Annotated in this window: 16 protein-coding genes; 6 read left to right on the top strand and 10 right to left on the bottom strand. The window is 66.1% G+C overall.

Going from position 1 to position 18,690, the window contains the following annotated elements:
• Positions 1-489 precede the first annotated feature (489 nt).
• Positions 490-648: a hypothetical protein gene (locus HPY83_18055; GenBank protein ID NPV09850.1), complete on the top strand. Its 159-nt coding sequence runs from the start codon at positions 490-492 to the stop codon at positions 646-648.
• Positions 649-652: 4 nt separating this feature from the next.
• Here HPY83_18055 and HPY83_18050 read toward each other — a convergent pair whose 3' ends face one another.
• A complete protein-coding gene (locus HPY83_18050; protein ID NPV09849.1) occupies positions 653-1,480 on the bottom strand; it encodes an SDR family oxidoreductase in 828 nt (275 codons plus the stop codon).
• A 156-nt stretch (positions 1,481-1,636) separates the two neighbouring features.
• On the opposite strand from HPY83_18050, the gene HPY83_18045 reads away from it, so the two are divergent.
• The 3 genes from HPY83_18045 (at position 1,637) to HPY83_18035 (ending at position 6,060) form a co-directional block, all read left to right on the top strand.
• The gene (locus tag HPY83_18045; GenBank protein ID NPV09848.1) at positions 1,637-2,185 is read left to right on the top strand and encodes a PDZ domain-containing protein; all 549 of its coding nucleotides are present in this window, start codon (positions 1,637-1,639) and stop codon (positions 2,183-2,185) included.
• Between the two features lie 234 nt (positions 2,186-2,419).
• A complete protein-coding gene (locus HPY83_18040) occupies positions 2,420-4,255 on the top strand; it encodes an ABC transporter ATP-binding protein (protein ID NPV09847.1) in 1,836 nt (611 codons plus the stop codon).
• A 2-nt stretch (positions 4,256-4,257) separates the two neighbouring features.
• A complete protein-coding gene (locus HPY83_18035) occupies positions 4,258-6,060 on the top strand; it encodes an ABC transporter ATP-binding protein (protein NPV09846.1) in 1,803 nt (600 codons plus the stop codon).
• 88 nt (positions 6,061-6,148) lie between these two features.
• Here HPY83_18035 and HPY83_18030 read toward each other — a convergent pair whose 3' ends face one another.
• Both HPY83_18030 and HPY83_18025 read right to left on the bottom strand, forming a co-directional pair.
• On the bottom strand, positions 6,149-6,538 hold the full coding sequence (locus tag HPY83_18030) for a four helix bundle protein (GenBank protein NPV09845.1): 390 nt from the start codon (positions 6,536-6,538) through the stop codon (positions 6,149-6,151).
• A 105-nt stretch (positions 6,539-6,643) separates the two neighbouring features.
• Positions 6,644-7,894 carry an amidohydrolase family protein gene (locus HPY83_18025; GenBank protein NPV09844.1) on the bottom strand — a complete coding sequence of 417 codons (1,251 nt, stop codon included), beginning with the start codon at positions 7,892-7,894 and terminating at the stop codon, positions 6,644-6,646.
• A gap of 314 nt (positions 7,895-8,208) precedes the next feature.
• Between HPY83_18025 and HPY83_18020 the strand changes: the two genes are divergently transcribed.
• A complete protein-coding gene (locus HPY83_18020; protein NPV09843.1) occupies positions 8,209-8,961 on the top strand; it encodes an ROK family protein in 753 nt (250 codons plus the stop codon).
• Positions 8,962-9,017: 56 nt separating this feature from the next.
• Here HPY83_18020 and HPY83_18015 read toward each other — a convergent pair whose 3' ends face one another.
• From HPY83_18015 to HPY83_17985, 7 genes are all read right to left on the bottom strand, one after another.
• Positions 9,018-10,337 carry a DUF1565 domain-containing protein gene (locus HPY83_18015; GenBank protein NPV09842.1) on the bottom strand — a complete coding sequence of 440 codons (1,320 nt, stop codon included), beginning with the start codon at positions 10,335-10,337 and terminating at the stop codon, positions 9,018-9,020.
• Positions 10,338-10,430: 93 nt separating this feature from the next.
• Entirely contained in the window at positions 10,431-11,414 is a 984-nt protein-coding gene (locus tag HPY83_18010; GenBank protein NPV09841.1) for an ornithine cyclodeaminase family protein, read from the bottom strand.
• 345 nt (positions 11,415-11,759) lie between these two features.
• Positions 11,760-12,644 (bottom strand): 2-oxoacid:ferredoxin oxidoreductase subunit beta, encoded by an 885-nt coding sequence (locus HPY83_18005; protein ID NPV09840.1) that lies wholly within the window; start codon positions 12,642-12,644, stop codon positions 11,760-11,762.
• 2 nt (positions 12,645-12,646) lie between these two features.
• Positions 12,647-14,359 (bottom strand): 2-oxoacid:acceptor oxidoreductase subunit alpha, encoded by a 1,713-nt coding sequence (locus HPY83_18000; GenBank protein ID NPV09839.1) that lies wholly within the window; start codon positions 14,357-14,359, stop codon positions 12,647-12,649.
• A gap of 257 nt (positions 14,360-14,616) precedes the next feature.
• Positions 14,617-16,350, bottom strand: a complete 1,734-nt coding sequence (locus HPY83_17995; protein ID NPV09838.1) for a GTP-binding protein — start codon at positions 16,348-16,350, stop codon at positions 14,617-14,619.
• Between the two features lie 199 nt (positions 16,351-16,549).
• Positions 16,550-16,942 (bottom strand): DUF2267 domain-containing protein, encoded by a 393-nt coding sequence (locus tag HPY83_17990; protein NPV09837.1) that lies wholly within the window; start codon positions 16,940-16,942, stop codon positions 16,550-16,552.
• Positions 16,939-17,451 carry a hypothetical protein gene (locus HPY83_17985; GenBank protein ID NPV09836.1) on the bottom strand — a complete coding sequence of 171 codons (513 nt, stop codon included), beginning with the start codon at positions 17,449-17,451 and terminating at the stop codon, positions 16,939-16,941. The genes HPY83_17990 and HPY83_17985 overlap by 4 nt, the downstream gene beginning before the upstream one ends.
• A gap of 557 nt (positions 17,452-18,008) precedes the next feature.
• On the opposite strand from HPY83_17985, the gene HPY83_17980 reads away from it, so the two are divergent.
• On the top strand, positions 18,009-18,690 hold a 682-nt coding region (locus tag HPY83_17980; protein ID NPV09835.1), incomplete at its 3' end, for a LysM peptidoglycan-binding domain-containing protein.

Below are 18,690 nucleotides of genomic sequence, written 5' to 3'. Positions count from 1 at the left end.
GGCGCCCACTCCTCGGGGAAGACGGGGCGGGGTAGGGGAGAGACGGACGGGGTGACGGGGGCGGGCCTGACCTGTGCTGCAGGCACACCTTACTCTGAGGAGTGCGCGCGCCCACGCGCGCCCTGTCTCCCAGTGCGTACCGCGCCTGGTAGCGCCCACTCCTCGGGGGCGACGGGGCGGGGTAGAGGAGACATGGATGGGGTGACGGGGGCGGGCCTGACTTGTGCCGCGGGTGCACCTTCCTCATGAGGAGTGCGCGCGCCCACGCGCGCCCTGTCGCCCAGTGCGTACCGCGCCTGGTGGCGCCCACTCCTCGAGGGGGAGACTAGGGCCTACCCTCAGCCGAGGCCCTGAGCAAGGCGAAGGGGCCGGCTTGGCAGGCTCTGGCTCCCCGGTCCTCCTGAGGGGCTTGCCTGCCCACCGAAGGCACTGTAAACCGGGGCAGAGCAACCGGTCAGCTTCAGGAGTATCACCGGCGCGAAGGTAGACATGAGCCGCGAAGGGCCTGGCGAACCAAATGGAGGAAACGGACCCCAGCCGACGGGCGAGGGACCGCAGCTGGCTCCCGGCCTGTGGCTGGCCATCGCCGTCACCACGATGGTGATACTGGTACTGCTGGCTTCCCTTCTGCTCCAGTGCCTACGCTGACCCCTCAGGCCCGCCCCTGCCCGCGGCGGGCCCGGGCGATGAGGTAATCCATGATGGGATAGGTCAGACCTCCCACGAGCCCCGACAGCCGGTAGAGGAGGCTTGCCTCCAGCCCAGGGAGGATCACGTACCGGCCCTTGCTCACCCCCTTGAGGATGGCGGCAGCCACCTGGTCCGGAGAGAGGCAGGTGCTGTTGCTCGCCAGGGCTCTGGTCTCGGGGGGCTTATACTGGTCCTCGTAGGCCAGCTGCGGAGTGTCGCAGTCGGGGGGGAAGACCACCGACACCTTCACTCCGTAGGGTTTCATCTCCGCCCGCAGCACCTCGGAGAAGCCGCGAACGGCGTACTTGGAGGCCCCGTAGGCGGTGTACCCAAAGACGCCCAGGAAGCCGGCCACCGACGAGATGTTGACGATGTGCCCGGACCGGCGGGCGATCATGCCCGGCACCACCGCCTTGGTCACGTGCACGGTGCCGAAGTAGTTGACTTGCATCATCCAGCGAAAGATCTCCAGGTCCAGCTCCTGGAAGTAACCTGGGTGGGCCACCCCGGCGCAGTTCAGCACCAGATCCGGCACCCCGACCTGCTCCTGGACCTGGGTCACTGCCGTGGCCGCCTGTTCCGCCTCGCCCACATCGGCTGCCGCATAGCCGAAGCGCTGCTCAGGCGAGATGCGATTGCACTCGACCTGGGCCAGGGCAGTCTTGAGTCTCTCCTCGTTCCGGGCCACCAGCCACACGTGGGCACCGTGGGCCGCCAGCTGCCGGGCCGTTGCTAGCCCAATGCCGCTGGAACCTCCCGTGACGAGCGCCGCCGCGCCACCGAAGTCCATCGCCGCTCCTCAGGGATGCAGAGAATGGGAGTTGCCGTATAATAGGGCCGCCTGGGTCGCTCGGCCAGCCGAGAAGTCCGTGTTGGCGCCCAAGGGCTTCACTCACCGGCGGACGGCATCTGGCGTAGGTTCCTGCGCCTCTCTCATCCCGGGGCGATGTCTCCCCGAGTCAGATCTCAGCGGAGGGTTACAGTGAGCGAACAGAGATCCAACAGCGGGGTATGGTGGGTGGTTGGCATCGCCGCCGTACTCATACTGCTCCTGATTCTGTGCCTCGTGTGTGCCTGCGTCGGGAGCCTACTCTTCCTGCGGACCAGTTCCTCTCGCGGGCCTCAGTACTACGGACCTGTGCCCGAAAGGGTGGTCACCGTCCCCGCCATACCCGTGCCCGAGCCGCCCACCCAGGTGGTGCCGCCGTATCGGCCGGAGACGGGAGCGCTGGTGCTGATGGTGGAGCCGGGCAGCCCGGCTGACGCTCTCGGCCTGGAGCCCGGGGACATCATCCTGGCGGTAGACGGTCGCAACCTGGGCCCCGACCTGACGCTCAGGCAGGCTCTGGAGGGATTCGACCCCGGCGATAGCGTGAGCATCACCTGGTGGGTCAGGCGTTCCCGCGATGTCCAGACGGGGATGGTCGAGTTGGGTAGGGACCCAGGGGGCACGGGACGCCCTTACCTGGGCATCGAGTACCGAACCCTTCCCTAGACCACTGCCGCACGACGGAAGAGCCATCGAGGCCCGGTCCTCCTCGCGGGAACCGGGCCTCGATTCCCCGGGCCCTGCTTCGGCTTTCTGAGTGGCCGGCTACTCCCGTGCCTCCCGGCAACGCCTGCACCGCTGGGATGGCGCGTCCTTTGGCCCCGGCTCGGCTACGGTGCGCAATCGGCCCGGCTGTGCCATGATACCCGATGCTCCGGAGTGAGCTTGTCTGGAGGGTCATTGGCCAAGGCCGAGTTCACTGTCACCGGCTCATATGCCTACAACCGCAGTGGCCCGGCGCGCTGGATCATCTCCCACGTCTGGCGTTACCCGCACCTCGTGGCGGGCACTCTGGTGACCACGGTGCTCGCCAACTGGATGAGCGCCCGGGTGCAGCTGGGTATCGGCGCCGCCTTCGATCACGTCGTCAGCCCTGAAGGCAACCTGCGTGCGCTGTTGCTCATAGCTCTGGGAGTGCTGGGCTTCGGCCTCGGATCGGCTGGGTCGAGCCTTCTGGGGAACGTGGCCAATGAGTTCTTGGCCCAGCGGCTGGAGCGCGACGCCCGTGACGAGCTGTACCTGAGCCTGCTGGGCAAGAGCCTCAGCTTCCACGGACGACAGCGTTTGGGGGACGTGATGGCGCGCGCCACCAACGACGTCCGGCAGCTGAACCTGATGTTCAGCCCTGGGCTGCGCCTGATCTTCTCCTCGGGGATGAGCCTAGTAATACCCATCGTCACCATTGCCGGCATCAACACCCGGCTGCTGCTGGTTCCCCTACTGTTCGTGCCTGTTCTGGGGCTGACCATCTGGCACTACAACCGCCGGCTCGAACCGGTGGCCGAGGCCCAGCAGGTGCAGTACGGGGCCATCAGTGCCGGGCTAGAGGAGGTGATCTCGGGGATCGAGGTGGTCAAAGCCAATGCCCAGGAGCCGAGAGAGCGGGAACGCTTCACCGCCGACGCCAGCCGCTACCGCGACCTGTCGGTGCGCCAGGGCGAGATACAGGCTCGCTACCTGCCCCTCCTGGCGTACTACGTGATGCTTGCCGTCGCTTTCACGCACGCGCTCCTGCTCTACGGTCGAGGGCTGGTGACGTTGGGGGACATTATCGCCTTCATGGGCCTGTTGGGCCTGCTGCAGTTCCCTACGTTCATCTCCATATTCACCTTCAGCCTGGTGCAGCTGGGCCTGGCCGGAGCGGAGCGCATTCTGGAGTTGATCGAAGCCCGGACCGAGCTGGACGAGAACAAGGCGGGCGTGTCCGGGGAGATATCGGGCGAGGTGGTCTTCGAGGATGTGAGCTTCTCTTACGATGGCGCCGAGGTGTTGCATGGCATCAGCTTCCACGCCAGGCCGGGCGAGACGGTCGCCATCGTGGGCCAGACCGGCTCGGGCAAGACCACCCTCACCAGGCTGATCAACCGCATCTACGACGTCTCCCAGGGACGGGTTCTGGTAGATGGCACTGATGTGCGCGACTGGAGCATCGAATCCCTCCGCTCCCAGATCTCCACCATCGAGCAGGACGTCTTCCTCTTCTCCCGCAGCATCGCTGAGAACATTGCCTTCGGTGCCGGGGCCGACTTGAGCCGGGAGGACATCGAACGCTTCGCCCGGGAGGCGCAGGCACACGACTTCATTATGGCCCTGCCGCAAGGGTATGACACCGTGGTGGGAGAGCGAGGCGTGACTCTGTCGGGGGGGCAGCGCCAGCGCATTGCCATCGCCCGTGCCTTCGCCACCAACCCCCGCATCCTCATCCTGGACGACTCGACCAGCGCCATTGACAGCGCTACCGAGGACCAGATCCAGCTGGCCATGAGCCGGGTGAGCCGCGGGCGCACCACCTTCCTCATCACCCATCGGCTATCGCAGATTCGGTGGGCCGATCGGATACTGGTGCTTCGCCAGGGCAGGCTGGAGGACCAGGGCACGCACGAGGACTTGTTGCAGCGATCACTGGCTTACCGCAACATCTTCGCCCGCTATGAAGGGTCACCCCCGAGTGCCCCACCACAGCGGGCGCGAAGTGCTTCTAGCCCCTCGCCTCAGGGAAGTGGGGAGGCCGCATAACCGTGGGCTTCATCATGGATGGGCTGGGAACCGAGGAGTACGACCGCACCTACGGCGACCGCGAGCTCCTGCGGCGGGTGGTGGGATACTTCCGCCCCGAGCGCAAGCGCATGGTCCTGGTGGCAGCCATGGTCGTGTGTGTCTCGCTGTTCAACACCGGCCGGCCCCTGCTGATAACGCGAGGAATAGACCTGCTGGCACAGCAACCGGCTGCCGGCACGCTCCTGCTGCTTTTCCTGGGCATCCTGGCGTCGGGGACGCTAGGCTGGCTCTTCAACTATTGGCAGTATCGGGCGTCGTCGAGAGCGGTGGGCAATGTGGTTCTGCAACTGCGGCAGGATAGCTTCGCCGCCGTCGTCCGGCGAGACCTGTCCTTCTTCGACACCAACTCCTCCGGCAAGGTGGTCAGCCGGGTGGTTGCCGACACCCAGGACTTCACCCGCGTCGTCACCTTGGTGATGAACCTTCTGAGCGAGGTGCTGCTGGTGGTTCTGATCCTGGGCGTGCTCTTCTACGTGGAGTGGCGGCTGGCATTGGTAGTGTTGGGGATGTCGCCCCTCATCCTCGGCTTCGCCCTGCTGTGGCGCAGGATCGCCCGTCGCGTGACGCTGGCGGCCAAACAGGCACGGGCGCTGGTCAACGCCAATGTGCAGGAGTCTGTGGCCGGCATCGCCGTGGCCAAGGGCTTCCGCCGGGAAGCCGAGCTGTACCAGAGGTTCCGGGACATCAACCGCGAGGCTTACCGAGTCGGGTTACGCCGCGGCATCGTCATGGAGAACGTCTTCCCCATGCTCGACTCTCTGGCGGCGCTGGGCACGGCGGCGCTGGTGTACGCCGGAGGTGCCGCCGTCTTCGGCCAGGCCCTGACGCCGGGCACGTGGTACCTGTTCATCCAGGCGATGGGCTACTTCTGGTTCCCTCTCACCAGCATCGCATCCTTCTGGAGTCAGTTCCAGGACGGCCTGGCAGCAGCAGAGCGGGTGTTCTCGCTGATGGATGCCGATCCGAAGGTGGTGCAGACCGGCCACCGCGCGGTGGGCCGGCTGCGAGGCGAGATCGAGTTCCGGAACGTGTATTTCGCCTACGTCGAGGGCGACGAGGTGTTCAGCGACTTCTCCCTCCACGTGCGGCCCCAAGAGACCGTCGCCTTCGTGGGGCATACGGGAGCGGGCAAGAGCAGCCTGGCCCGCCTGATCGCCCGCTTCTATGAGTTCCAGGGTGGGCAAATCCTGGTGGATGGCATGGACATCCGTAGCCTGGACCTGGCCTCGTACCGGCGGCAGCTGGGGCTGGTGCCGCAGTCTCCCTTTCTCTTCTCGGGCACGATACTGGACAACATTCGCTATGGTGCCCCCTGGGCCACCGAGGCGGAAGCTTCGCAGGCGGCACAACAGATCGGTGGCGGGGACTGGTTGGCCGACCTGCCTGACGGCATGGCCACGGATGTGGGGGAGCGAGGCTCGCGGCTGAGCATGGGCCAAAGGCAACTGGTGGCCCTGGCGCGGGTGCTGCTCCACGATCCCTCGATCCTGGTCCTGGACGAGGCTACCGCCAGCGTGGACCCCTTCACTGAGGCCCAGATCCAGGCGGGACTGGAGGAGGCCTTGCGCGGCCGGACAGCCATCATCATCGCCCACCGCCTCTCCACGGTGCGACGGGCCGACCGTATCGTGGTGCTGGAGCGAGGACGGATCATCGAGGAAGGGACGCACGACGAACTCATGGCGGCCGGAGGCCACTACGCCGGCCTGTACAACACTTACTTCCGCCACCAGTCGCTGGAGTACATCGAGACGAGGAGGTAGGGGGAAGGAGAGAGGAGGGAAGGAGGGAAGGAGACAGGAGGGAAGGAGTAAAGGAGACAGGAGGGTAAGGAGGGAAGGAGTGGAGGAGTTAGGGCGGGTTGCGTCTGGAGCGGTGTATTCCGGCGATGTAGGCGTCCAGCAGGCGACTGACCTCGTCCAGCTGCGTTAGCGGGCCATGAGGCTGGCAGTAGTTGAGGTCCCGGGCGAGGATGAAGTAGTAGCGGCACTCCTCGAGCGAGGCCTGGGCGATGTTGAGGAAGCGCACCTTGTCTGAGTGGCCTCGTCGCCTGAACCCCTCAGCGATGTTGGCCGGCACCGAGACGGCCGCACGCCTCACCTGCGAGGTCAGTCCGAACAACTCGTGCTTGGGAAAGCCCTCAGTCATGGCGTACACGTCCAGAACCAGCTGATGCGCCTTCTGCCATACCACCAAGTCATCAAACCGTCTCGCCGGCTCCCTTACACTCCCCTCGCCCATCTCCTTCCCTCCAGTCTCCTTTACTCCTGTCTCCTCTACTCCTTCCCTCCTTCCCCTCCCGTCTCCTCTACTCCTTCCCTCCTGTCTCCTTCCCTCCTGTCTCCTCTACTCCTTCCCTCCTTCCCTCCTTCCCCCCAGCCGATACAGCTCCACCGGGTTCTCCCAGAACCAGCGGTGGGCCAGGGCCTGGGCCTGGGTCTCGGTCATCTGGCCTTCCACCACCCGCCTGGCCAGGGCCTCGGAGATGTTCTCCCGGGCCATGACCAGGTGCCCATAAACCTTCTCCACCGGCACGGCGTAGTCTCCCCCGAAAGCCAGGACCTTGTTGGCCGGCACTAGGTCTATGGCCTCGTCCAGCCCGGCGGTGGCGAACCGCTGGGAGATGATGTGGGTCCAGGCCAGGTTAAGCCACACGTTGGGGAAGCCCTTGCCCAGCATGAGCGTCTCGCGCATCCAGGGGTAGCCCAGGTGGTAGATGTCGAACCTGGCCGTGGGGTGCCGCTGGAGCAGGGGGATCATGTGCAGGGGATCGAGCTGGCGGAAGTCGCCCCAGTAGCCAGTGTGGACGGCGATGACCAGGTCCTGCTGAGCGGCGAAGGCCACCACCTGGTCCACCACGTAGTCGCGCAGGCGGTTGACTCCGGGCAGACGGTCATGAGCGCCGGACCGCAGGCCTTCAAACAAGCTGATGGCTTCGGACCGGTCGGGGTCGCCGTAGGGATTGGAGACCATCTTGAGCCCCACCGCTCCTTCGGACTTGACTCGCAGGACGTAGCGCCGGGCGGCGTCGAGGTAGTCGTCCAGGGAGCGAATGGTAGCAGCGGGCTCGAAGGGAGGATGGGCGAGGTCGGCCCAGGTCTCCATCTCGTAGACCATGGGCATGACCGGCACCAGTAGGGGTGAATCCAGCTGGGTCAGGCGGCACTGGGTCAAGGCCAGGCGGATGTTGCAGGCATCTCCCAGCACTCGCTGGTAGAGGCCGGGGGTATTGGCTTTCTTGATGGCCTCGGAGAGAGGGCCGTAGGTCTCGTCGTTGATGTCGTCGAAGCCGTAGAACCTCTTGGCGGCCAGGAGGGCGGCGCGGGAGTAGGAAGTCCAGCGAATCCGCTCCCAGTAGGGGGCGAAGGTCTGCCAGCGGCGCTCCAGGGGAATGGCCTGGTTGTAGAGCGACTGGTACTCGGCCTCGCTCATGCCGGCCACGGCCAGGTCTCCCCGAGTGTAGTGGGCGAAGAGGGTGAACACGTCCACCTCCATCGCCAGCCGGTTCGCCTCCGGGCCCAAGTGCTCGTGAGCGTCTATGATCTCGAACTGCTCCATGGCCCGCACGAGGCTCTCTCTCACGGTGTTGGTGTTCACGACGGTCCCCCTTGGACGTGATCCGGCAGCAACCGGGAATGGCGTTCCTCGGGCCTCCATGGCCGGGGACGCTTTGCCACCGGTGGCCACCCTTATACAATATCCATCGCTAGGCTCAACATCATCGTCGGTACGCAGGTCGGTGGTCCTTTGTGACCGGCACGTTTGTCGAGGAGTCTGCGCCTCCAGGCGCGACGCCGGCCGGGGTGTAGGCTCCCCGACACGAGGCCGAAGCGCGACAGGCACGCGAGTCTGGCGACCGGATCCGCGGTACGGCAGCGCCGATGGTTCCTTGAGGGCGCAGGAGCATGACGATGGAGATCCTCGGCATAGACATCGGTGGCAGCGGCATCAAGGGCGCTCCGGTGAACGTGGAGAGGGGGCAGCTCACGGGCGAGCGTCACCGGATACGCACTCCCCAGCCCTCTAGGCCGGAGGCCGTAGTGGAAGTGGTAGGGGAGTTGGTGGCGCGTTTCCGGTGGCAGGGGCCGATCGGGTGCACCTTCCCCGCCGTGATCAAGGACGGCGTGGTGCAGACTGCAGCCAACGTGGATCAGGCCTGGATCGGGACGGATGGGCAGAGGCTGCTGTCGGAGCGGACCGGCCTTCCGGTGGTGCTGGTCAACGATGCCGATGCTGCCGGTGTGGCGGAGATGGAGTTCGGCGCCGGCCGGGGGGAGAAGGGGGTGGTGATCCTCCTCACGTTCGGCACCGGCATCGGCAGCGCCGTTTTCGTCGGTGGGAAGCTGATGCCCAACACCGAACTGGGACACCTCCCCCTGCACCAGGGAGACGCCGAGGAATGGGCGTCGGACCGGGCCCGCAAGCGCGACGGCCTGAAGTGGCCCCAGTGGGCCGCCCGAGTGGAGGAGTACCTACGCCTGCTCGAGTTCCTTCTCTGGCCGGATCTGTTCATCATCGGGGGCGGGGTGAGCAAGAGGCACGAGAAGTTCCTACCCCTGCTTCACACCCGCGCCCGCCTCGCCCCAGCCCGCATGCTCAACGAAGCCGGCATAGTGGGTGCGGCGCTGTTGGCCGGAGCGGGCCTGGCTTCCAATCCGGAGTGATCCGCCGCGCCGCGTGGCGCGGCCTCGACGCTCGAGAAGCGACCTCCTGCCGTGGCTCACGGCTGACTGCCCTCAACCGCCGTTCGCTTCGTCACCAGGGGTAGGTAGCTCTTCGCCACATCCTCGACGTACTCGTCCGCCCCAATGTCGTACGAGCCAGAGAAGGGGCGGCTGTCGCCGTCTATGTCCGTGGCCAACCCGACCGCTTTCCCCGCGTCGCGTGCCGGTGAGTCGGCCGTGAGGTGATGGGCGGGATCCAGCCTCGGATCGGCCAGCACCGGCGCGATGCCGGTGTAGGGGTCCTCGGCGTTCCAGAACAGGTTGTGCTCGGCGGTCACGGCGCTGCCGGCGGCAGGGATGGGCATGCCCACGCCGTGGCCGGTGATCAGGTTGTTCACCAAGACGGCGGTGACGTACGCGTCCACCCAAATCCCCTCGCTGCCGGCCCCGCTACCCACCAGGGTGTTGTTGGTCATGGCGACGCTGGCCGGGAACTCAGTTGAACCCTCGGCATAGACGTTGCTGCCTCGGGTTGCCTGGTTGCGAGCCAGGATGTTGTTCTGCAGAGTGGCGCTGGTGGACTCCACCAGCACGCCCCCGCCCAGAGAGCCGCCGTCGTTGTCGCTGATGACGTTGGCGGCGATGAAAGCGGTGACCCTGCCGCAGCAAGCGATCTCCATCGCGCCACCTGAGATGGTGGCCTGGTTGTCGTGAATCCGGTTCCCGATCACGCTGACGTCGACATCGTTGATGAGGCGCAGCCCGGCCGCCCACGTAGCGCTGTTGCCGGAAATGTCGTTGCCCACGATCTGCGCCGAACCGCGGCTGATGAAGAGGGCGCCGCCGTCATGCCCCGACACGTTGTCGGTGATGCGGTTGCCCCGCAGGTTGATCCCGGCTTCGATGGCATAGATGCCTCCGCCGGAGGAACTGCTGTAGCCGCGGGTGATGGTGAAGCCCTCTAGAGTGGAAGTACCAGCAGTGACCTGGACCACTCGTCTGGCGCCCTCGCCATCCAGGATCGTAGGACGGGCGCTAGGATCGCGGACGGGAGGACCGGTAGGCGAGCCGTCCCAGCCCCCGTAGAGCGTGAGGCTCTTGGCGAGCGTGACTACCGCCTGATCGCCGGCACCGACATAGGTGCCCTCGGCCACGTAGATGGTGTCGCCGCCGGTGGCCGTTGCCAGGGCAGCGGCCAGAGTGCAGGGCTGAGACTGAGTGCAGTCTCCGCCGGCGGCATCGGCTTTGACGAAGAGGGTCGCCGGCGCGGTGTCGACGACGCTCAGCGGCGCCCAGGGACCGAGAATGAGGCCTAGCACGAGTAAGGAAGCGAACGACAGCCTGAAGTTGGCGAACCCCATTCCGCCTTCAGCCATATGCGCACCTCCGCCATCGAGCTCTCAGTCGGCTGCCAACCCTCTGGGTGCATGATCCGATCCGGCCTGGAAGGGTGGTTCGGGGTAGGCAACCTACAGGGGCAGCCAGACTCCCACGCCCTCCTCCTGTGCCCGACGATAGACCAGCGGGGCCACGGCCATATCGTCCAGCGCCAGCCCCAGGTTGGCCGTGGCCGTTCTCTCCCAGGCGTGCTGCCGGCCGGGCTTGGCCCCTACCACTAGTTGGCCCAGGTCGGCATGGATGGGCGGGATGTCCTGGAAGTAGCCCAGTTGCTGATAGTGGCGGAGCTGGGGCACATCGTCGGTGCAGAACAGGTCCAGCTCTCGCAGTGCCGCCCGATCCCAGTAGGAATCGTAGTCCACCAGGGAGGCGAAGGTGCCCTCGCCCAGCCAGCCGGCCTTGATGGTAGCGTGGGGCTCCTTGAGGATGGGCCCGGCGGTTACCACCAGGTCGCATCCGCTGACCGCCTCCCTGGGGGAGGGCACCGCGCGCACCTCCATGTCCAGCCGCACGGACATGTCCGCGGCGTAGCGGTGGGCCGCTTCAGGGATCACGTCGTAGGCGCGGGCTTCTTCCAGAGGGAAGAGCACCTTCAGCGCCTCCAGATTGCTCCGCCCTTGCACTCCGCACCCTAGGATGCCGGCGATGGACGACTCGGGCCGGGCCAGGTAGCGGGCCGCCACGGCGGTGGCAGCACCGGTGCGCACCGCGGTGATCCAGACGCAGTCCATGACCGAGATGGGCAGGCCGGTGTCCGGGTCGTTCAGGATGAGCAGCCCGTTGATGTAGGGGAGGCCCCGGCTGCGGTTGCCCGGGTATCCGCTCACCCACTTGACCCCGGCAGCACCCAGGGCCGGGATGTAGGCGGGCATGGCGTGGATGAAGTTGTCGCCACCGCCGGGGTGAATGCCGGGCTTGGGCGGCATCTCCACTCGGCCTTCTCCCTTCTCCCGGAAGGCCCGTTCCAGGGCTTCAATGACCTCCGCCATGCCGGGCCCGATGCGGGCGACGGCTTCGTAGGACAGATAGAGGATCTGGTTCCGGGGTGGTGCCATGGATGTACCTCTCCGGGGTGGTCGGGCAGCCTGCCGGGCGACGGTCCAGGCAGTGCCCTGGAGTGTACCTCAGGGAGATGCCGGTGTGAAGGCGCAGGAACTCACGATCGGGGGGTAAGAACCTTGAGCCGCGCCAGCATCGCTCCGGGCTTAAGCCGCGGAGCTATGGGTGAGCGAAGCCCGCCTCCGCGGGCTAGGGTGCTTTCCCAGCCGGCGAAGGCCGGCTTCGCCTTGTCCTAGCTCCGGGGTTCAGCCCGGAGCGGCGGTGCTGCTTGAGGACCCATGGCCCGATTTTGAGCTACTACAGGAAGGCTCTCCGCACCGGTCCACTCATGTCCGGCTGGGCTAGGGCCGTTCGCGCGGGCCCTTGTACTCCCGCTCGGGCTCCTCCGGCACCCCCAGGAACTGGGCCACCCGACGCTGGCGCGCCTCTCGGGGCTCCTTGTCCCGAACGGGGTTGAAGTCTTCATAGAGCCGCCGGTGGAAGGGGACATCGTCCCGCCGGTATAGCACCCCAATGGGCAACCGGTCCGTGCGGCTGAAGATGGCCCTGGCCTCCTCGGGGGTGGTGGCGGTGCGGTCGGTGATCTCCACCAGCTGGTTGTACTCCCGCCAGGTGTTGTTGAAGGTGACGCAGGGCTGGAGCACGTCCACGAAGGAGAAGCCTTCGTGGAGCACGGCCTGCACCATGAGGTCGGTGAGGTGCTCCAGTTCCCCCGAGTAGCCGCGGGCGATGAAGGAGGCGCCTGCCTCCAGCATGAGAGGCAGCGGATGTATGGGATCCTCCACGGTGCCGGTAGGGGTGGAAGGGCCCCGATAGCCACGGGCGCTGGTGGGGGTGTACTGGCCGGTGGTGAGGGCGTAGACCCCGTTGTCGTGCAGGATCATGGTGATGTCGGCGTTGCGCTTGGCGGCGAAGATGGTGTGCTCGAGCCCCTCGCCTAGCGCGTCGCCATCGCCCACGAAGTCCACCACCTTCAGGTCGGGGTTGGCCAGCTTGATGGCCTGAGCGCTGGCCATGGAGCGGCCATGAAGGCCATAGAACCCGCTCACGTTCATGTAGTCGAAGATCTTGCCGTGCTGGCCGATTCCAGCCACCAGGACGATTCGATCCCGCCCGATCCCTTGCTCCTCCAGCCGGCCGATGGCGGCTTTGAAGGCGTTGAGGATGGCGAAGTTGCCGCAACCGGGACACCAGGTGTTCTCGGCGTACGTTCCCAGGTCTTCCATAGCTACATCATTTCCTTGATCTGCTGCGCTAGTTCCGAGGGTTCGAAGGGACGCCCATCGTAGCGGCGGATGAACCGATCGCTAGATACTCCCGCTTGCTCGCGGATGAGGGCCGAGAACTGGCCGGCCACGCTCTGCTCCACCACTATAGGGTTGCTGCCCCGGTACCGCTCCAGCTCCCACACCGGGAAAGGCTCCAGGTAGGTGGGCTGCACCACGGTGGCTTGGATGCCGCCGGTGCGCAGGGCCTCCAGTACGCTCATGGTGCTGGAGCCGTAGCTGAAGATGACCGGGCCCCCTTCACCGTAGACGTTGACCGTCTTGGTGCCGCGCAGGTGCTCGATGATCGCCTGTCGCTTGCGGTACCGCTTCTCGTGCATGCGCGCTGTTGGTTCCGGTTGGTCGGTGGTGATGCCGTACTCGTCGTGCTCGTAGCTGTTCCACTTGATGACTTGAGAAGAGGGCGGGAACAGCAGGGGGGAGACGCCGCTGTCGGTGAAGCGGTACCGTCGGTAGCCATCCTCCTGAGCAGGCTCAAGCGCACCCAGCGAAGGCGTGGACAGAGGCCCTCCCCCTACGTCGGAATGGAGCACGGGCTCGGCCCAGGTGGCCCGGAAGGGGTCGAGGCTCACGTTCATGGCGCTCTCGCCCAGATGCTTCTCGGTGAGCAGGATCACGGGCGACTGGAAGCGCCAGGCCAGCCCCAGCAGGTCGGCGGTGAGGTAGAAGGCCTCCTCCACCGTGCCGGGGCAGGCCACCACCCGAGGGAAATCGCCGTGACCCACACTGATGGCGAACTTGAGGTCGGCCTGTTCGGTGTAGGTGGGCACGCCGGTGGACGGCGAGGAGCGCGATGCCAGGATGAATAGGACGGGCGCCTCCATCATGCCCGCCAGCGAGAACGCCTCCGCCATGAGGGCGAAGCCGCCTCCGCTGCTGCCCACCGCTACTCGTGCCCCGGCGAAGCTGGCCCCCACGGCCATGTTGGCCACCGAGACCTCGCTCTCCAGATGCAGGGCGTGGACGCCGAACGGCCGGCCCTGAGCCGCTAGGAAGTGGAGGATGGGGCTGGAGGGGGTCATGGGATAGGCCATGTACAGGTCCAGCCCGCCGGCCAGGGCCCCGAGGGCGATGGCCTCGGCACCGTAGATGGCCTTGCCCGTGGCGTTTCCCCTCTCGAGCGGGAACCGACCGCCGATCTTGGGCCGGGCCAACTCGAAGATGCGAGAGGCGTAGGCGACGTTGTTCTCCAGGTCGCGCTTGTACTCGCGGGCGATAACCTCTTCCACGTAGTCCATATCCAGGCCCAGAGCCGCCGCCAGGACGGTGATGGAGGCCACCCCTACGCGCAGGTCGGGCCGGGGGAACTTCTTGGCCTCCGAGGTCATGGGCAGCCCTATGCCCTCGGCTTCGGACATCACGTCCGAGTTGTAGACCAGAATGCCGTCCTCGGCTACCTCCTGGCGGTGCAGGTGATAGCTGCGCTCGTCCAGGTTGACGATGAGCTGGGCTCGAAGGTGGTGGCTGGTGATCGGGCCGGTTGAGCTGCTCACGACGGAGAAGTTGTGCCCGCCACGTATGAGGCTCTGGTAGTCGTCCATCTGGAAGATGTTGCGGCCCAGGTCGGCGAGGATGCTGGCGGCCACGGAGCCGGACTTCTTGACGCCTTCTCCCGCCTTGCCGCCCACGATGAAGGTGAAAACGTCTCTCTCCACAACACACTCCTTACTCGTATAGGCCGGTGAGACCGGCAAGGTCGAAAACGCCCGTCACCACTCAGTGTCGGGAAGGGGCCGTCGGTTGTCAACCGGCGCGTGGCAGCGGCAATGCGTGACCATCCGGGGCCGGATGGACGGCATCGCCGGCCCGGGAGGCGGGGCGTTGCCAGCCTGCAGTAGCGCCCCTTCGGCGGGCTCCACGCTGCAAGTGCCTCCCGGCCCGCGCCAGCCCTTACGCCCAGGTACCGGGCTGACTACAGGTCTTCCACCCGGGCGGCAAGCTGGGTCAAGCTTCTCAGGATAAGGGTAAGCTCCCTGCGGGCGCCGATCAGTCGTGCCCGCTCCGCGCGAACGAAACGAGTGTAGGGCGATATGGCTTCGCCTATGCGGCGCAGGTCGCGATCCAGAGCTTGGTCAAACTCGTGGGTCAGGGCTCGAGTCAGGTCCTCTCGCATGGCCCCGATGCGGGAACGCAGGCGGCTCTTGGCCTGGCTGCGCCGCGCTGGGATGATGAATAGGCCCAGGACTGCTACCATGCTGGCTGCAGCCACGCCGGTTACGTCGGCCATGGTGCTGGTGGCCAGGAGTGCCACCGCCGCTCCCAGGCCGATGGCGCCGATCTCGGCCAGGGCCGTCCCCGCCACCGCCCCTTGGGCGGCATCCGCGATGCGCTTGGCCTCGCTGCGCTGATCGTAGTTGTGCACCACTTGCTGGGCCGCTCGGCCCACAGTGTCCAGCAGGCGCGAACGATCGTAGTCGAACCCGCCGCCCATCTGGCCTATGATGCGGTCGGCGTACTGGAGGCGTCTCTGGGCCAGGTAGTCGGTGATGGCCTGCCATTGGCGCAGGTTGCCGGCCACCAGCCAGTCTATGATGTCGTTGACTCGCTCCTCCAGCAGGCGGGGCGTGTCTCCCACCACCTTGCGCTCGAACTCGGAGCGGATCATGGCCTTGTTCATCAGGTCAAAGACGCGGCCCAGCCGCACGGTCTCGTCGAAAAACTGGACTCCGCGGTTCTCCAGGGCGTGCAAGGCGTTGTCCACCTCGGCCAGGCGATGCTGGAACTCGCGAGTCATGTCCTGCTTGTAGATGCCCAACTGGCGGCCGATCTCATCGATGGCGGCGATGTCGCTCTGCAGCAGCCCCAGCCGGCTTTCGGTTACCTGAAGGTACTTCTGGGCCAGGTGGCGGCCTACCCCCAGGGGATTGCGGAGCTTGAGACGGATGCGCTCCTTCTCGTCCAGGGTGGCGACGACATACTCCTCTAGAGCCCGGAACCGACTGTCTTCCAGAGCCTGAGCATCACCCGAGGCCTTGGCCCGCAACGCCAGCCGAGCCGAGACGGGGAATACCTCTGGGTCGAGCCCCAGCAGGCGACGGGCGTGGTCGGCCACGAAGGCCTCGATCCGATCCACTTCCTCCGGGCTTTCCAGAATGTCTATCTTGTTCACCACGAAGACGATCTTCTTGCCCCAGTCGCGAATGACCTCTAGGAACAGGCGCTCGCTTTCCGTGAAGGGCCGGTCCACCGAGGTGACGAAGAGAACGATGTCCGAGCGGGGAACGAAGTCTTGAGTGAGGGCCTCGTGCTGACGGTAGACGGCATTGGTCCCGGGGGTGTCCACGATGTTGATGACGCGCAGCAAAGGAGCCGGCAGAGCCACCTCGCCCAGGCCATCGTCGCTGGCGCTCCGGCGGAAGTCCTCGCCATAGCGGATCAGCTGGATCCGGGTAGTCGTGGGGGTAACACCCTCCTCCAGCAGACGTTGCCCGAGCAGGGCATTGATGACGGCGCTCTTGCCGGAGTTGAACTCGCCCACGACTACCAGCAGAAAGAGCTCATCCAACTGGTTGACCGAGTTCTCCAGTGTCTCCTGGTCATCCGCGGAGAGATCCAGCTTGGAGAGAGCGATGCGCAGGTCGTTGAGGCGCCGCCGCTCCCCGACGAGCAACGCCTCTTCGTCTTCGGTCAGTATCCGCTGCACCATGTGTAGCCCTTCCTGCTTGGGGCGCGCACGGTATGGCGCGGCGCCCGCGGTGGGGGGATTATACAAGGGGAGGCGTGACAACCCCTAACCGCGAAGATGGCCGCGCCCATGTTGCTGATGTTGCGCTGATTCTGGCCCGGTTCGCCATCCCGTTGGCGGGGACCGGCGCTCCATCGGCGGTTCGTTCCTCCCGGCAACCTCAGTCTGAGGAGTCCCCACGCAGCAGGCTGCGGTAGTCCTCGGGGAGCTTCATAGTGATGTGTCGCCACTCACCCGGGGCGATGGCTGCGCGTAGCAGTGACAAGACGACCTTAGTATGGTTCTGCGCGTGGGCGTACTTCAGCCCGCCGGCGCGAGCGCCGACTCGGTTGAAGAACTCCTCGAGATCGTAGCGCTCGGTACGTTTGCGGCGCAGGATGGGCTCCTTGAGGTCCGCCGCCACCTGCGAGGCCAGGTGGTGCTTCTCGGTGAGCTCCAGCCGCTCCCCCAGAGTCTCGAGGACGGCATCAACCGTCCGCTCCGCCTCCTCGCGGCTGGCCAGACCTAAGCGCTCTTGCACTTGGTCCACGAACTGGTTGCGGCGCACGGTCACCTCCCGCCCTCCGAGAGATTGTAGGCGGCCATGTGGGAGGCATGTCTCTCCTGCAACGCCTGAGCCCCTTCACCGGCGCGCTCGTCGGCGACGGAAAGGATGAGAAGGACGCCTCCTGCCTGCACTCCCGCTCGGTAGGCCTCGGCGGCCTGGTTTGGCACTCCTAGGTCGAGGAGAGCCATCCGCAACCCCTCGCCGGCCGCGCCCGGCGCCGAGGCGGTGCGCACCAGAGTCACCGCCAGGTCCCCAGCCGCGAGGAGCTCACCGGCATCTCTGACCGCCACCGATTGCTTGCCGGCCAGGAGCCGATCCAGCCCGAAGGCGGTGCCGCCCAGGCTCTCGGTCAGGTCCAGCTGGTCGCGCTCCGGCGTCTGTCTGATGTGGCTGGTGGCCGCATGCCCTTGAGCGACCACGTTGATCTGCTCGGGGTCGAACCTGCGGTGGAGGAGGTCGTGGACGGCCGTCTCGGCGTCCTCGTAACTTCTGAACAGACCAAACACGGTTCTCACAATGAACACCTCGACACTAACCAGAGAAATCAGTGGCGCACATCGGCTGCCTGTATATCGTATAGCAGCGCCGTCCGCTCCGGTCAAGCCTCGCGGTAGCGGCTCAGGATCGAGGGCACATGCCGATCAGCGCTGTCGCTCCGGGCCTTCGCTGCGCTCGGACTAGGCGAGCCCGCCCCGGCTGCATCGCAGGAACACCTTCGTTCGAGGAGTGGGCGCGTGCACTCCTCCGGCGAAAGTGTAGCGGCAGTGCTAGCCGGACGTGCTCTGGTGGTGTGGGCCCAGCGAGGGACCTGAGCGGCGGTGCTGGTCGGCATGTGCCCCCGATCCCGAGCTCTTGCGCCTCGGTTAGGGCGGTGCGACTCTACCCCAGACCGGCGATGGAAGTCCCAGCCGCACCGGAGCCTCCGCCCTTGGTAGCCTGACGCCGTCCGGGAAGGCCGAGCCCGTGCGAAGGGAGAAGCGAGCGTGTAGACTGTCCCGACCGACGGAACCGGACAAGTTCCGGAGGCGTCTTCAGGTAGAACCGTGTGCGCCGCCATAGGAGGGTGGAACACGTGAGAAAGCTGCTGCTCCTTTCTCTGCTCGCTCTTCTCCTGATCGGCTGCGGCTCCTCAGCTGCCCCGGAGCCGACGCCGGTCCCGCGTCCCACTTTGGACCTGGCCACGGCTGCGGTCACACCCGGCCTGAGCGGTCCTACTCAGCAGGCGGCCGCGACCCCCTTGCCCACAGCGTCCCCCATGCCGACCGCTACCGAGACCCCGATGGCAACTACCTACACCGTTCAGGCTGGGGACACCCTCAGCGCAATCGCTGAGAGGTTCGGGGTTACACTCGCCGCTTTGGCGGCCGCCAACGATATCGCCAACCCCAACAGCATCAGGGTGGGCCAGGTGCTCATCATACCAGGGCGATCGGAGGGCTCCGCGCCCGGAGCTCCTGCCACGGATACCCCGGAGCCTGCTGCATCGTCTGTCAGCGGGACCCCCACCCTCACGCCCAGCACCCCTGTCCCTCTAGCTGAGGGGCCTCGGGGGCTACCGATGGAGTCGCCGGAGTATGGGATGCAGGCGTTTTTGTGGTGGCGGCCGGAGACGGCGCATCGGGATTTGGGGATGATACGGGAGGCGGGGTTTGGCTGGGTGAAGCAGAACTTTGCCTGGAGGGACATAGAGCTAGCCAAGGGGGTATTTGACTGGTCGGTGACGGACCGGATCATGGATCAGATAGACGAGTTTG

The sequence above is a fragment of the Anaerolineae bacterium genome (genome assembly GCA_013178015.1).
Taxonomy (GTDB): domain Bacteria; phylum Chloroflexota; class Anaerolineae; order DRVO01; family DRVO01; genus Ch71.
The sequence above is the reverse complement of the archived record's forward strand: the minus strand, read 5'-3'. Positions and strand labels throughout refer to the sequence as shown.